This window comes from Streptomyces sp. NPDC089799 (assembly GCF_040684755.1).
GTDB lineage: Bacteria > Actinomycetota > Actinomycetes > Streptomycetales > Streptomycetaceae > Streptomyces.
The window spans coordinates 60,640-74,573 of record NZ_JBFBGR010000027.1 but is presented as its reverse complement, the minus strand read 5'-3'; the positions used below and the strand labels follow the sequence as shown (position 1 = coordinate 74,573).

Below are 13,934 nucleotides of genomic sequence, written 5' to 3'. Positions count from 1 at the left end.
GCCGTTATCCCTTCACGGCGCCGGCGGTCATCCCGCCGACGGCCTTGCGCTGGAGGAAGACGAAGATCAGCAGGACGGGCAGGGCGAACAGGGTGGAGGCGGCCATGGTGGCGCCCCAGTCGTTGCCGAAGGCCGTCTGGAACTGGGTGAGCCACAGCGGGAGGGTCTGCGCGCTCTTGTCCTTGTTGAGGATCAGGACCATCGCGAACTCGTTCCAGGCGGTGATGAAGCCGAAGAGCGAGGTGGACATCAGGCCGGGGGCGAGCAGCGGGAAGATCACCTTGCGGAACGCCTGGCCGCGGGTGCAGCCGTCGATCTGCGCGGCTTCCTCCAGGGTGACCGGGACGGCCGCGATGAAGCCGCGCAGGGTCCAGATGGTGAAGGGCAGGACCATCACGAAGTAGATCGCGGTGAGCAGCGGGAGGCTGTTCAGCATCTCCGCGTCGCGGGCGATCATGTACATCGCGATGACCATGACCTCCCAGGGGGCCATCTGCGCCATCATCACGCCGAGGATCAGGCCCTTGCGGCCCTTGAACTTCATCCGGGCGATGGCGAAGCTCGCGGCGAGGGCGACGAGCAGGGCCAGCAGCACGGCGGCGACCGTGACGATCAGGCTGTTCTGCACGTAGGTCCAGAACAGCTCGACCCCGGTGGCGGTGCCGAAGTTGTCGAAGGTGGGGGTGAAGAAGAAGACCGGGTCCTTGGTGAGGATCTCGCTCGACGGCTTCAGCGCCGAGGAGATCATCCAGTAGACCGGGAAGACGAAGACCACGGCCAGGAGCAGCGCGCCGAGGTTCTTGGCGACGGTGGCCGGCCGGAGGGGCTTGCGGTTCCGGAGTTCCGGGCGCGGGCGAAGGCTCTGCTGAGTGCTCAACTCTGATCGTCCTCCTGCTTCAGGATCAGGCGGAAGTAGAAGGACATGACGACCACGAGCATCAGGATCGTCAGGACCGAGATGGCGGCGGCGAGGCCGTAGTGGCCCTGGCTCTGGCCCTCGATGTAGGCGAAGACCGGGAGGGTCTCGGAGGCCCGGTCGGGGCCGCCCGCCCGCATCGCGTAGACCTGGGTGAACGCCTTGAACACCCAGATCACCTCAAGGAAGGTGGTGACCAGGAAGAAGGGCTTGAGGTTGGGGAAGACGACCTTCCAGAAGGTCTGCCAGCCGTTGGCGCCGTCCATCTTGGCGGCCTCGTACAGCTCGGCGCCGACGGTGGTCAGGCCGGCGTACATGTTGAGGGCGACGAAGGGGATGGAGCCCCAGACCACCAGGACGGTGATGATCGCCAGGGTGGAGAAGCCGGTCTCGAACCAGTTGTGCTGTTCGTAGCCGGAGAAGCCGAGCGTGCGCATCAGCCAGTTGACGACGCCGAACTGCTCGTCGAACAGCCACTGGAAGACGGTGACGGAGGCGACGATGGGCATGGCCCAGGCCATGACCAGGGCCAGCGAGAGGACCAGCCGCATCCACTTGCCGAGGCGGTTGAGCAGGATGCCGATGAGGCTGCCCAGCACCATGATCAGGGCGACGTTGGCCGCGGTGAAGGCGAAGGTGCGGACGACCACGGTCCAGAACTGCGAGTCGCCCAGCAGCTCGGTGTAGTTGTCGAACCCGGTGAACGGGGCCTTGCGCTGGATCAGTTCGATCCGGTTGACCCGCTGGAAGGACAGCAGGATGTTCTTGAGGAAGGGGTAGAGCAGCAGACCGACGAGGCTGATGACGGCCGGCGCGATCAGCGCGTACGGCAGCCAGCCGGACGGGAGCGACTTTCTGCCCCCGCGAGGAGACGGCCGGCCCGGGCCGGGAGCGGTCTGCGCCGGGGGCACGGGCGGCCTTCCGGCGGACTTCTGTGGTGCGTCCTGTGGAGCGCTGGTCGCCGCTCCCTGGGAGTGCACGGTCATGTCGTTGTTTCCTCGCGGTTGACTGTGGCGTCAATGCGCGACCGGGGGTACGGCGGGCGCCGGGGCGCGGCTGCCGCACCCCCGGTGCGTCGTGCTGCTCAGGTGGTGCCGTCCGGTGTGGGCCGGGGGCGCCGGGTGCCACCGGCCGGAGCCGGGTGCGGGTGTCGCTCGTCGAACGGGTGTCACTCGTCCGGCGCGTGTCACTCGCCGAGCGGTGTCACTCGTCCGGCGGGTGTCACTTGCTGATGCGGGAGGCGATTTCCTTGTCGGCCGCCTCGCCGGCCTTGGCCGCGTCCTCGCCCTTCAGGACCTTGGTCATGAACTCCTTGATGGGGTTCGGCTCGGTCTCGACGTTCGCCCAGCCCGGGGTGATCGGGGTGATCTTGCCGGAGACGGCACCCTGGGCCATGGCCTCGGCGAAGGAGCCGGCCGGGGCCTGGAAGTTCGCGGCCTCCTGGTTGGGCAGCAGGGCGCCCTTGAGCTCGGCGGCGTACTTGGTCATCTGGTCCTTGCCGGCGGCCAGGGCCAGCCACTCCTTGGCGAGGTCCTTGTTCTTGGAGCGCTCGGAGATGGCGAGGTTGGAGCCGCCGAGGAAGGTGGCGCCCGGCTTGTCGGCGGTCTTGCCCGGGATCGGGAAGTAGCCGAAGTCGGCCTCCTTGCCCGCCTCCTTCAGGGCCTTCTCGGCGCCGGCGGCCTCCCAGCCGAGACCGATCCAGGAGGCGACGCCGCCCTTGGGAACGATGTCGGTGGACTGCTGCGGGGTGGCCTCGTCCTTGTCCTTGGGGGCGGTGGAGTAGCCCTGGAGCTTCTTGTAGAACTCCATGCCGTTCTTGGCGGCGGGGGTGCCGAGCTGGCCCTTCCACTTGTCGCCGTCCTTGACGGCGAGCTCGCCGCCCTCGTCCCAGATGAAGCCGGCGAGGACGTACCAGCTCTGGCCGGGGAGGTAGATCGGCTGGGTGGCCGGGTCGGCGGCCTTCAGCTTCTCCAGGCCGGCGACCCACTCGTCGCGGGTCTTGGGCGGGGTGACGCCGGCCTTGGCGTAGGCCTTCTTGTCGTAGACGACGACACGGTTGGCGGCGTACCAGGGGGCGGAGTACAGCTTGCCGTCGACCTCGGCGGACGGCAGCATGCCCTTGGACCAGGCGTCGGCGCCGAGCTTGGCCTTGTCACCGGTGAGGTCGGCGAGGCCGCCGGTGACCGAGTAGCCGGCCGTCTGGGTGTTGCCGAGTTCGATGACGTCCGGCGGGGTGTTCTCGGAGAGGGCCGTGGTGACCTTCTCCTGGATGCCCTTCCACTGCTGGACCTCGACCTTTACCTTGGTGCCCGGGTGCTTGGCCTCGAACTCCTTGTTCACGGCGTCGAGCCACGGCTGGGGAGCGGAGCCGTCCATCACCCAGACGGTGAGCTCCTTGTTGCCGTTCGCGTCGGTCTTGCCCTTGCTGTCGTCCCCGTCGCCACACGCCGCGAGGCCGATCACCATGCCCGCGACACCGACCGCCGCGATGAGCTTGCGCTTCACGCCACCCTCCTCAGGGATGCTGCATTGCACTTCCCTTGCCCGCCGCGATGACATACGCCAAGTACTGCCTGTGGGGCTGGGACCTGGTTCATGATTGGTTTAGACCAGTACCCGGAGCTTGGCCTAGACCTTTAGGGGTGTCAAGGGTCTAATGAGCGGGTGCTCGGTCCGTTACCGGACCGACACCTCAGGAGGGGCGAGGGCGACCCTCCGGCACGTGTCACGATGTGACAGCGACATATCGGAGGAGCCGGTGACGGCAGCAGAACTGGAGTCGGGAAGGCGGGCGGCAATGGCCACCGAAGGGGCGCTCTCTGAGCCGGACGGCGGAGCGGCCACCCGCACCGCACGCGTACCCAAGTACTACCGGCTCAAGCGGCACTTGCTGGAAATGACCGAGACCCTCCCGCCCGGGACCCCGGTGCCGCCGGAGCGCACCCTCGCCGCGGAGTTCGACACCTCGCGGACCACGGTCCGGCAGGCGCTGCAGGAGCTGGTGGTCGAGGGCCGGCTGGAGCGGATCCAGGGCAAGGGGACGTTCGTCGCGAAGCCGAAGGTCTCGCAGGCCCTGCAACTCACCTCGTACACCGAGGACATGCGGGCCCAGGGGCTGGAGCCGACCTCCCAGCTCCTGGACATCGGCTACGTCACGGCGGACGACACCCTGGCCGGCCTGCTGAAGATCACCACCGGCGGGCGGGTGCTGCGGATCGAACGGCTGCGGCTGGCCAGCGGCGAACCGATGGCCATCGAGACCACCCACCTCTCGGCCAAGCGCTTCCCCGCACTGCGCCGTTCGCTGGCCAAGTACACCTCCCTCTACACCGCCCTCGCCGAGGTGTACGACGTCCACCTCGCGGAGGCCGAGGAGACCATCGAGACCTCGCTGGCCACCCCGCGCGAGGCCGGGCTGCTCGGCACCGACGTGGGCCTGCCGATGCTGATGCTGTCCCGGCACTCCTTCGACGCCGACGGCGAACCCGTCGAGTGGGTGCGGTCGGTGTACCGCGGTGACCGGTACAAGTTCGTGGCCCGCCTCAAGCGGCCCGCCGTCTGACCCCCGGGCCGGGTCCTCCACCCGGCCCCGGCCCGGCCCCGGCCCGGCCCCCGTCCGGCCTTCCGTCCGGCCTTCCGTCCGGTCCTCCACGGGTTCTCCACCGACCCTCGACGAATGCCCGGCGAACCCCCAACGGACCTTCATGACCGGATTCCGGACGGGGGCTTACGCCGGGCGGGCCGCCCCCCATAGATTCCCTGCACTTGCGTGTAGTGATCAACGAGGGGACGAGGGTCATGGCAGAACCGGGAGCAACACCGACACAACGGCGCATGACGCCCCGGTCGATCGGCATCTGGGTGCTCGTGGCACTCATCGGCGCCATCGGCTGGGGCGTGCTCGCGCTCTCCCGCGGCGAGGAGATCTCGGCCGCCTGGCTGCTCGCCGCCGCACTGGGCTCGTACGCGATCGGCTACCGCTTCTACTCGAAGTTCATCGCGGACCGGGTACTGAAGACCGACCACACCCGGGCGACCCCCGCCGAACGCCTCGACAACGGTGTCGACTTCCACCCGACCGACCGCCGCGTGCTCTTCGGCCACCACTTCGCCGCGGTGGCCGGCGCCGGCCCGCTTGTCGGCCCGGTGCTCGCCGCCCAGATGGGCTACCTGCCCGGCACCATCTGGATCGTGGCCGGCGTGATCTTCGCCGGAGCGGTGCAGGACATGGTCACGCTGTTCTTCTCCACCCGGCGCGACGGCCGCTCGCTCGGCCAGATGGCCCGGGACGAGATCGGCCCGGTGGGCGGAGCCGCCGCCCTGGTCGCCGTGTTCGTCATCATGATCATCCTGCTCGCGGTGCTCGCCCTGGTCATCGTCAACGCGCTGGCGCACTCCCCCTGGGGAGTCTTCTCCATCGGCATGACCATCCCGATCGCCCTGTTCATGGGCTTCTACCTGCGGGTGCTGCGCCCCGGCCGGGTCACCGAGGTCTCCGTGATCGGCGTGGCCCTGCTGCTGCTCGCCATCGTCGCGGGCGGCTGGGTCGCGGAGTCCTCGCTGGCCGGCACCTTCACCCTGGAGAAGGAGACCCTGGTCATCTGGATGGTGGTGTACGGCTTCCTGGCCTCGGTGCTGCCGGTCTGGATGCTGCTCGCACCCCGCGACTACCTCTCCACCTTCATGAAGGTGGGCACCATCGCCCTGCTGGCCGTCGGCGTGGTCATCTCCACGCCCACCCTGAAGATGCCCGCCGTCACCGACTTCGCCTCGCGCGGCGACGGCCCGGTGTTCGCCGGCTCGATGTTCCCCTTCGTGTTCATCACCATCGCCTGTGGCGCCCTCTCGGGCTTCCACGCCCTGGTCTCCTCGGGCACCACCCCGAAGATGATCCAGAAGGAGACCCAGGTCCGGATGATCGGCTACGGCGCGATGCTGACCGAGTCCTTCGTGGCCGTCATGGCGGTGATCACGGCCTGCATCCTGGAGCCCGGCCTCTACTTCGCCGTCAACTCCCCGGGCGGGGTCATCGGCACCACGGTCGAGTCCGCCTCGCAGGCCGTCACCCACCTCGGCTTCGCCATCTCCCCGGAGACCCTCGCGCAGGCCGCGAAGGACGTGGAGGAGACCAGCCTGCTCTCCCGCACGGGCGGCGCCCCGACGTTCGCACTCGGAATGTCGGAGATCTTCGCCTCGGTGGTCGGCGGCTCCTCGATGAAGGCGTTCTGGTACCACTTCGCGATCATGTTCGAGGCGCTGTTCATCCTCACCACCGTCGACGCGGGCACCCGGGTGGGCCGCTTCATGCTCCAGGACACCCTCGGCAACGTCCACAAGTCCTTCAAGGACGTCAGCTGGAAGCCCGGCGTGTGGCTGGCCAGCGCCATCGTGGTCGGCGGCTGGGGCTACTTCCTGTGGGTCGGCGTCAAGGACCCGCTGGGCGGCATCAACCAGCTGTTCCCGCTGTTCGGCATCGCGAACCAGCTGCTGGCCGCCGTCGCCCTCGCGGTCTGCACCACCCTGCTGGTGAAGTCCGGCCGGCTCAAGTGGGCCTGGGTGACGGCCGTTCCGCTGGCCTGGGACGCGACGGTGACCCTCACCGCCAGCTACCAGAAGGTCTTCTCCGACGACGTCAAGGTCGGCTTCTTCGCCCAGCGCGACAAGTACCAGGCCGGCATCGACGCGGACAAGGTCCTGCCCCCCGCCAAGACCATGGACGAGATGCACACGGTGGTCACCAACGCCACCGTGGACGGCGTCCTGTGCGCCCTGTTCGCACTGCTGATCATCGTGGTGCTGGCCGACGCGGCCCGCACCTGCTTCAAGGCCGTCAGCAGCCCCGAGTCGGTGCGGCTGGCCGAGGTCCCCTGGACCGAGTCGAAGATCGTCGCCCCGGCCGGGCTGTTCCCGACGGCCCGGGAGCGGGCCGAACTGGAGGCCGCCGGCCTGGACTCGGGCGGCGGCAAGGTCTCGGAGCCGGTGGCGTGACCGCCCTGCGGGACCGGCTCGCTCGGGTCCGGTACTACGTCCGGGAGTTCTCCGGCGAGGCCGCGTACGACCGCTATGTCGCCCACGCCCGCTCGCACGACCCGGACGCGGAGGTCATGACCCGCCGCGCCTTCGAACGCGCCCGGGTGGACGCCCGCGAGGCGGACCCCCGCGAGGGCTTCCGCTGCTGCTGACCCGGCTGCACCGAAGGGCCCCGCCGGATTCCCGGCGGGGCCCCCAACCGTCGCCTCGCGTCAGCGCACCCAGTCCTTCAGAACTTCGGTCTGGAGCACGATGCCGACCGGATCCGGAAGCGCGATGTCGGTGCCGTACGGCACGATGTGGACGCTCTCGTACCGTCGCCCGTTGGGCTGGCTGTAGACCGAGAGTTCACACTTCGCCCGATCGATCAGCAGGTAAACGGGAATTCCCGTCTCTGCGTACGCTCGGGGCTTCTCGACGTGGTCCCGCCGCTGCGTGTCGGAATCCCACGACGTCACCTCGACGGCCATGAGGACGGGCTCGGGCTCGACCCAGTCACCCTGCCCGACGAACGCATCCGGATGCGCCAGCACCGCGTCGGGAATGGCCCGCCCCGTCCGATAGTCCTGCGCCTTGATCCCCTGCCCCGGATGCAGGAACAAGTCAGGCCGTGACTGCATGCAGATCTTGAGCAGCCACTGGATGATTCGCCCGTGATCGCCGTCCGGCATGGCCTTGCTCCTGATGACCCCGTCGATGAACTCCAGCCGCGTCCCCTCCCTCTCGCGGGCGGCTATGCGCGCTACGGCTTCGAAGTCGTCAGTCGGCATGTGGGGCCGGTCTGTCGTCACGGTCATGCCTCGCTCGCCTTCCTCGACGGTGCTGTCTCCGACGATAGCGGCGGCCGCCGACAGCCGTCCTGCACACTCGACCGCATGGACATCGTGATCAGGGAGGCAAGGCCCGGGGAGTACGAGGCCCTCGGGGAGATCACCGCGCGGGCGTACGTCGGCGACGGGCTGCTCGACGCCAACCCCGACGGGTACTACCTCGGGGTCCTGCGGGACGTGGCCGCGCGGGCGGAGGATTCCGAGGTGCTGGTCGCCGTGCGGGAGGACGGGACGGTGCTCGGCGGGGTCGCCTTCGCACCGCCCGGCAGTCGCTACTGCGACATCGCCGGACCGGACGAGGCCGAGTTCCGGATGCTGGCGGTCGCGCCGGAGGCTCGCGGGCAGGGCGTGGGCGAAGCACTCGTACGGGCCTGCATCGAGCGGGCCCGGGCCATCGCGGGGGTCCGGGCGCTGGTGCTGTCCACCCAGCCGGCCATGCGCGGCGCTCACCGGATCTACGGCCGGCTGGGCTTCGTACGGACCCCCGGGCGGGACTGGTCACCGGTCCCCAGCGTTCCCCTGCTCACCTACGCACTGGAGCTGAACGGACCCGATCAGTAGCCGGACCATTCACACCACGACACAACATGTGGGGGTGGCAACACGCAGCCGCCCCCACATGTATGCTCGTCCTCGCTGTCGACGCAGGGGAATCCGGTGAGAATCCGGAACTGTCCCGCAACGGTATGAAAAGTCCGAGTACCTGCCGACGGTGCGCCCGGGTACGTCCGTCCCGGGTGCCGATCACGTCCGGGCCTCGCGGTTGGGCCGGTGGACGCCGTACGGTGCTGCGCTCGCTTCCCGCCCCGCCACCCCGTACGCGCGCTGCCTCGCGCCCGCCACCGGGGATCCGGAGCCGAGCGAGGGAGAGCTCCCCCCGTGACCATCGCGCCTGCCGCACCGCGCGCCGAGTCCGCCGACCCGTCCTCCGAGGACACCAAGGGCACCGGGGGACCGGGGGCCGCACTGCTGCGGATCCTCACCCAGCTGACGGCCGACCTTCCCGACACCGACCCCGGCCGGGTCGCCGCCGCCGCGCTGCGCGGCCGCAGCGCCGACGCGGACGAGGCCGAGCTGCGCGGCCTGGCCACCGAGGCGGCCGCGGGGCTGATCTCCGAGGACCCGGCGTACTCGAAGCTGGCGGCACGCCTGCTGACCCTCGCCATCGCCGAGGAGGCCGCCGGCCAGGGCGCCGCCTCCTTCACCGAGTCGGTCGCCGTCGGCCACCGCGAGGGTCTGATCGCGGACCGGACCGCGGAGTTCGTCCGCGCCCACGCCGCCCGCCTCGACGCGCTGGTCGAGCACGCCCTCGCCGACGGCGCCGACGACCGCTTCGGCTTCTTCGGCCTGCGCACCCTGCACAGCCGCTACCTGCTGCGCCACCCGATCACCCGGCAGGTCATCGAGACCCCGCAGCACTTCATGCTCCGCGTGGCCTGCGGTCTCGCCGAGGACGAGAGCGTCCGCGCGGTGGAGGAGGTCACCTCCCTGTACGGGCTGATGAACCGGCTGGACTACCTCCCCTCCTCCCCCACCCTCTTCAACTCCGGCACCCGGCACCCGCAGATGTCCTCCTGCTACCTGCTGGACTCCCCGCTGGACGAGCTCGACTCCATCTACGACCGCTACCACCAGGTGGCCCGGCTGTCGAAGCACGCCGGCGGCATCGGCCTGTCGTACTCCCGGATCCGCGCCCGCGGTTCGCTGATCCGCGGCACCAACGGCCACTCCAACGGCATCGTTCCGTTCCTGAAGACCCTGGACGCCTCGGTCGCCGCGGTGAACCAGGGCGGCCGCCGCAAGGGCGCCGCCGCCGTCTACCTGGAGACCTGGCACGCCGACATCGAGGAGTTCCTGGAACTCCGCGACAACACCGGCGAGGACGCCCGCCGCACCCACAACCTGAACCTGGCGCACTGGATCCCGGACGAGTTCATGCGCCGGGTCAACGCCGACGCCGAGTGGTCGCTGTTCTCGCCCGCCGACGTGCCCGAGCTGGTCGACCTGTACGGGGCCGATTTCGACGCCGCCTACGTCAAGGCCGAGCAGGCCGGCCTGGCCAGGAAGACCATGCCCGCGCGCGAGCTGTACGGCCGCATGATGCGCACCCTCGCGCAGACCGGCCAGGGCTGGATGACCTTCAAGGACGCCTCCAACCGGACGGCCAACCAGACCGCGCTGCCCGGCACCGTGGTCCACTCCTCGAACCTGTGCACCGAGATCATCGAGGTCACGAACGACGGCGAGACCGCGGTCTGCAACCTCGGCTCGGTCAACCTGGGCGCCTTCGTGCTGCCCGGCACCGGTGAGCTGGACTGGGAGCGCCTGGACGAGACCGTCCGTACCGCGGTGACCTTCCTCGACCGCGTGGTGGACATCAACTTCTACCCGACCGAGCAGGCCGGCCGCTCCAACGCCCGTTGGCGCCCGGTGGGCCTGGGCGCGATGGGCCTGCAGGACGTCTTCTTCAAGCTCCGCCTGCCCTTCGACTCCGCCGAGGCCAAGGCGCTCTCCACGAAGATCGCCGAGCGGATCATGCTGGCCGCGTACGAGGCGTCCACCGACCTCGCCGAGCGCAGCGGCCCGCTGCCGGCCTGGGCGGAGACCCGTACCGCCCGGGGCGTCCTGCACCCGGACCACTACGGCGTGGCGCACCACTGGCCGGAGCGCTGGGAGGCGCTGCGCGCGCGCATGGCCACCACCGGTCTGCGCAACTCCCTCCTGCTGGCGATCGCCCCGACCGCGACGATCGCCTCGATCGCCGGCGTGTACGAGTGCATCGAGCCGCAGGTCTCCAACCTGTTCAAGCGCGAGACGCTGAGCGGGGAGTTCCTCCAGGTCAACGCGTACCTGGTGGACGACCTGAAGAAGCTCGGCGTGTGGGACGCGCAGACCCGCGAGGCACTGCGGGACTCCTCCGGCTCCGTCCAGGGCTTCGGCTGGATCCCGGACGAGGTCCGCGACCTGTACCGGACGGCGTGGGAGATCCCGCAGCGCGGCCTGATCGACATGGCCGCGGCCCGCACCCCGTACCTGGACCAGAGCCAGTCGCTGAACCTGTTCATGGAGACGCCGACCATCGGGAAGCTCAGCTCGATGTACGCGTACGCCTGGAAGCAGGGCCTGAAGACCACCTATTACCTGCGCTCGCGCCCGGCGACGAAGATCGCCCGCGCGGCCTCCGGCACGGCGGTCCCCGCCACCGCCGCGCCGCTCCCGCAGGCCGTCGACGCCGACGCGCTGGCCTGCTCCCTTGAGAACCCCGAGTCCTGCGAGGCCTGCCAGTAATGACCACCACCGACACGAAGAACCTGCTCGACCCGGGCTTCGAACTGACGCTCCGCCCGATGCGCTACCCGGACTTCTACGAGCGCTACCGGGACGCGATCAAGAACACCTGGACGGTGGAGGAGGTCGACCTCCACTCCGACGTGGCCGACCTGGCGAAGCTGAGCCCGGCCGAGCAGCACATGATCGGCCGTCTGGTGGCGTTCTTCGCGACGGGCGACTCGATCGTGGCGAACAACCTGGTCCTGACGCTGTACAAGCACATCAACTCCCCGGAGGCGCGCCTGTACCTGTCGCGCCAGCTGTTCGAGGAGGCCGTGCACGTCCAGTTCTACCTGACGCTGCTGGACACCTACCTGCCCGACCCGGACGACCGCACGGCCGCGTTCGCCGCCGTGGAGAACATCCCCTCCATCCGCGAGAAGGCGCAGTTCTGCTTCAAGTGGATGGACTCGGTCGAGACGATCGACCGCCTGGAGACGGCCGCCGACCGCCGCCGCTTCCTGCTGAACCTGATCTGCTTCGCGGCGTGCATCGAGGGCCTGTTCTTCTACGGCGCCTTCGCGTACGTCTACTGGTTCCGGTCGCGCGGCCTGCTGCACGGCCTGGCCACCGGCACCAACTGGGTGTTCCGCGACGAGAGCTGCCACATGGACTTCGCGTTCGCGGTCATCGACACCGTGCGCAAGGAGGAGCCGGAGCTCTTCGACGAGCAGCTGCGGCAGCAGGTCACCGACATGCTCAAGGAAGCCGTGGAAGCCGAGCTGCAGTTCGGCCGCGACCTGTGCGGTGACGGCCTGCCGGGCATGAACACCGAGTCCATGCGCGAGTACCTCCAGTGCGTCGCCGACCAGCGTCTGGTCCGCCTCGGCTTCGCGCCGGTATACGGCTCGGAGAACCCGTTCTCCTTCATGGAGCTCCAGGGCGTCCAGGAACTGACCAACTTCTTCGAGCGGCGTCCGTCGGCCTACCAGGTCGCCGTCGAGGGCACGGTCGACCTCGACGAGGACTTCTGAGCCCTGCGGGACGCCCCGGACACCCGGGACGCCCGGGCCCCCTCCACGGATCGGCCGGCGGCCTGCGCCTCGCGCAGCTGCCGGCCGATCCGGCGTTCCCGGGCGATTCCGAAGAGGGCGGGGCCCAGGACCAGGGCGGCGAGGGCGACGACGGCGAGGTAGCTCAGGAGCGTGTCCAAGGGCGTGTTCATGGGCGTGTTCATGCCTCAACTCTCGCCAGGATGATCCCCACCGGACAGTGGCAGGACTGTCATGGAAGTGCGAATTACTGCCAGATCGCTGGCACACTGGGCCCATGCTGAAGAACGTGGCCGTGGTGCTGATGAACGGCGTCGCCCCCTTCGAGTTCGGGATCTTCTGCGAGGTCTTCGGGATCGACCGGAGCGCCGAAGGCCTGCCGGTGTACGACTTCGCCGTGTGCGCCGGCGAGGAGGGCCCGCTGGCGCTCGCGGACACCGGACTCACCCTCCGGCCCGCACACGGCCTGGAGCGGACGGCCGAAGCCGACCTGATCTGCCTGCCCGCCGACCGGCAGGCCCCGGTCCGCGACTACCCCGAGCCGCTGCTGGAGGCCCTGCGCGCAGCCGTCGACCGGGGCGCGCGCGTGCTCAGCGTGTGCAGCGGCGCCTTCGTGCTGGGCGCGGCCGGACTGCTGGACGGGCGCCGCTGCACCACCCACTGGATGCACTCGGCCACCCTGATGCGCCGTTACCCGCGCGCCCTGGTCGACCCCGAGGTGCTGTACGTGGACGAGGGCCGGGTGGTCACGGCGGCCGGCACCGCCTCCGGCATCGACGCCTGCCTGCATGTGGTCCGCCAGGAGCACGGCGCCGAGGTCGCGAACACCATCGCCCGGCGCATGGTGGTCCCGCCGCACCGGGACGGCGGCCAGGCCCAGTACATCCGGCGCCCCCTGCCGCGCACCCCATGCGACACCGTCGGCGAGGTGCTGCAGTGGATGTCCCGGCACCTGGCCGAGGAGATCACCGTGGAGCAGCTGGCGGAGCGGGCGCACATGTCCCCGCGGACCTTCGCCCGCCGCTTCCTCGCCGAGACCGGCACCACCCCCTACCAGTGGCTGCTGCGTCAGCGGGTGCTGCTGGCGCAGGAGTTGCTGGAGTGCTCGGACGAGACGGTGGACGCCATCGCCGGCCGCTGCGGCTTCGGTAACGCCGCCGCGCTGCGGCACCACTTCCTGCGCGCCCTGGGCACCACCCCGAACGCCTTCCGGCGCGCCTTCCGCGGTCCGCGGGTGGCCTGAAGTCGCCTGTTCCCCCACGTGCTGTGATCTTGGCCGTATGCCGTCGGCGATCGGTCTGCATACGGTCGGTCCCGTCAACTCCGCCGATATTTCAGGGGGTTCAAATGTCGCGCACCACAGCACGTTTCCTGGCCACCGCTGCCATCGCCGCGCTCGCCTTCGGTGGCGCCGTCACCACCGCTTCCGCCGACTCCGACTGGGGCACCGCCCCGATCGGCAAGAACGACCTCGGCTGGAACACCGCCCCGGCCGACTTCGGCTGGAACACCACTCCCGCCGGCAAGGCCGACTCCGACTGGGGCACTCCCCCGATCGGCAAGAACGACCTGGGCTGGGACACCACTCCCGCCGGCAAGGCCGACTTCGGCTGGAACACCACTCCTGCCGGCAAGGCCGACTCCGACTGGGGCACGGCCCCGATCGGCAAGAACGACTTCGGCTGGAACACCACCCCCGCCGGCAAGGCCGACTTCGGCTGGAACACCACCCCGGTCGGCAAGGACGGCAACGGCTGGGACACCACCCCGGCCGGCACCGACGACGACCGGTGGGGCTGATCGGCCCGTCCCACATGCCGAGGGGCCCGCTCCTGA

13 protein-coding genes and 1 riboswitch are annotated in these 13,934 nt (G+C 69.7%); of the genes, 8 read left to right on the top strand and 5 right to left on the bottom strand.

What is annotated here, in order from left to right; genetic code table 11:
• Nucleotides 1–4: 4 nt before the first annotated feature.
• From AB0O36_RS26550 to AB0O36_RS26540, 3 genes are all read right to left on the bottom strand, one after another.
• Entirely contained in the window at nt 5–787 is a 783-nt protein-coding gene (locus AB0O36_RS26550) for a carbohydrate ABC transporter permease (protein WP_365114734.1), read from the bottom strand.
• A gap of 86 nt (nt 788–873) precedes the next feature.
• Nucleotides 874–1,902: a sugar ABC transporter permease gene (locus AB0O36_RS26545; protein WP_365114705.1), complete on the bottom strand. Its 1,029-nt coding sequence runs from the start codon at nt 1,900–1,902 to the stop codon at nt 874–876.
• 235 nt (nt 1,903–2,137) lie between these two features.
• The gene (locus tag AB0O36_RS26540) at nt 2,138–3,421 is read right to left on the bottom strand and encodes an extracellular solute-binding protein (RefSeq protein ID WP_365114704.1); all 1,284 of its coding nucleotides are present in this window, start codon (nt 3,419–3,421) and stop codon (nt 2,138–2,140) included.
• A gap of 292 nt (nt 3,422–3,713) precedes the next feature.
• On the opposite strand from AB0O36_RS26540, the gene AB0O36_RS26535 reads away from it, so the two are divergent.
• The 3 genes from AB0O36_RS26535 (at nt 3,714) to AB0O36_RS26525 (ending at nt 7,098) form a co-directional block, all read left to right on the top strand.
• On the top strand, nt 3,714–4,478 hold the full coding sequence (locus AB0O36_RS26535) for a GntR family transcriptional regulator (protein WP_365114703.1): 765 nt from the start codon (nt 3,714–3,716) through the stop codon (nt 4,476–4,478).
• A gap of 272 nt (nt 4,479–4,750) precedes the next feature.
• Entirely contained in the window at nt 4,751–6,904 is a 2,154-nt protein-coding gene (locus tag AB0O36_RS26530) for a carbon starvation CstA family protein (protein ID WP_365114702.1), read from the top strand.
• Nucleotides 6,901–7,098, top strand: a complete 198-nt coding sequence (locus tag AB0O36_RS26525) for a YbdD/YjiX family protein (protein WP_365114701.1) — start codon at nt 6,901–6,903, stop codon at nt 7,096–7,098. The genes AB0O36_RS26530 and AB0O36_RS26525 overlap by 4 nt, the downstream gene beginning before the upstream one ends.
• A 60-nt stretch (nt 7,099–7,158) precedes the next feature.
• Here AB0O36_RS26525 and AB0O36_RS26520 read toward each other — a convergent pair whose 3' ends face one another.
• Nucleotides 7,159–7,743 carry a Uma2 family endonuclease gene (locus AB0O36_RS26520; protein ID WP_365114700.1) on the bottom strand — a complete coding sequence of 195 codons (585 nt, stop codon included), beginning with the start codon at nt 7,741–7,743 and terminating at the stop codon, nt 7,159–7,161.
• 78 nt (nt 7,744–7,821) lie between these two features.
• Between AB0O36_RS26520 and AB0O36_RS26515 the strand changes: the two genes are divergently transcribed.
• The 3 genes from AB0O36_RS26515 to AB0O36_RS26505 all read left to right on the top strand — a co-directional run bounded on the left by AB0O36_RS26515 (nt 7,822) and on the right by AB0O36_RS26505 (nt 12,080).
• Nucleotides 7,822–8,337 carry a GNAT family N-acetyltransferase gene (locus tag AB0O36_RS26515; RefSeq protein WP_365114699.1) on the top strand — a complete coding sequence of 172 codons (516 nt, stop codon included), beginning with the start codon at nt 7,822–7,824 and terminating at the stop codon, nt 8,335–8,337.
• Between the two features lie 45 nt (nt 8,338–8,382).
• Nucleotides 8,383–8,502, top strand: a riboswitch (cobalamin riboswitch).
• 153 nt (nt 8,503–8,655) lie between these two features.
• Nucleotides 8,656–11,064 (top strand): ribonucleoside-diphosphate reductase subunit alpha, encoded by a 2,409-nt coding sequence (locus AB0O36_RS26510; RefSeq protein WP_365114698.1) that lies wholly within the window; start codon nt 8,656–8,658, stop codon nt 11,062–11,064.
• The gene (locus AB0O36_RS26505; protein ID WP_365114697.1) at nt 11,064–12,080 is read left to right on the top strand and encodes a ribonucleotide-diphosphate reductase subunit beta; all 1,017 of its coding nucleotides are present in this window, start codon (nt 11,064–11,066) and stop codon (nt 12,078–12,080) included. Before AB0O36_RS26510 ends, AB0O36_RS26505 begins: the two co-directional genes overlap by 1 nt.
• Here AB0O36_RS26505 and AB0O36_RS26500 read toward each other — a convergent pair.
• Complete coding sequence (locus tag AB0O36_RS26500) at nt 12,032–12,283, bottom strand: hypothetical protein (protein WP_365114696.1); 252 nt, start codon at nt 12,281–12,283, stop codon at nt 12,032–12,034. The genes AB0O36_RS26505 and AB0O36_RS26500 overlap by 49 nt on opposite strands.
• Nucleotides 12,284–12,375: 92 nt before the next feature.
• Between AB0O36_RS26500 and AB0O36_RS26495 the strand changes: the two genes are divergently transcribed.
• Together AB0O36_RS26495 and AB0O36_RS26490 are read left to right on the top strand one after the other, a co-directional pair.
• Nucleotides 12,376–13,341 (top strand): helix-turn-helix domain-containing protein, encoded by a 966-nt coding sequence (locus AB0O36_RS26495; RefSeq protein ID WP_365114695.1) that lies wholly within the window; start codon nt 12,376–12,378, stop codon nt 13,339–13,341.
• Nucleotides 13,342–13,445: 104 nt separating this feature from the next.
• Nucleotides 13,446–13,898, top strand: a complete 453-nt coding sequence (locus tag AB0O36_RS26490) for a hypothetical protein (protein WP_365114694.1) — start codon at nt 13,446–13,448, stop codon at nt 13,896–13,898.
• Nucleotides 13,899–13,934 lie beyond the last annotated feature (36 nt).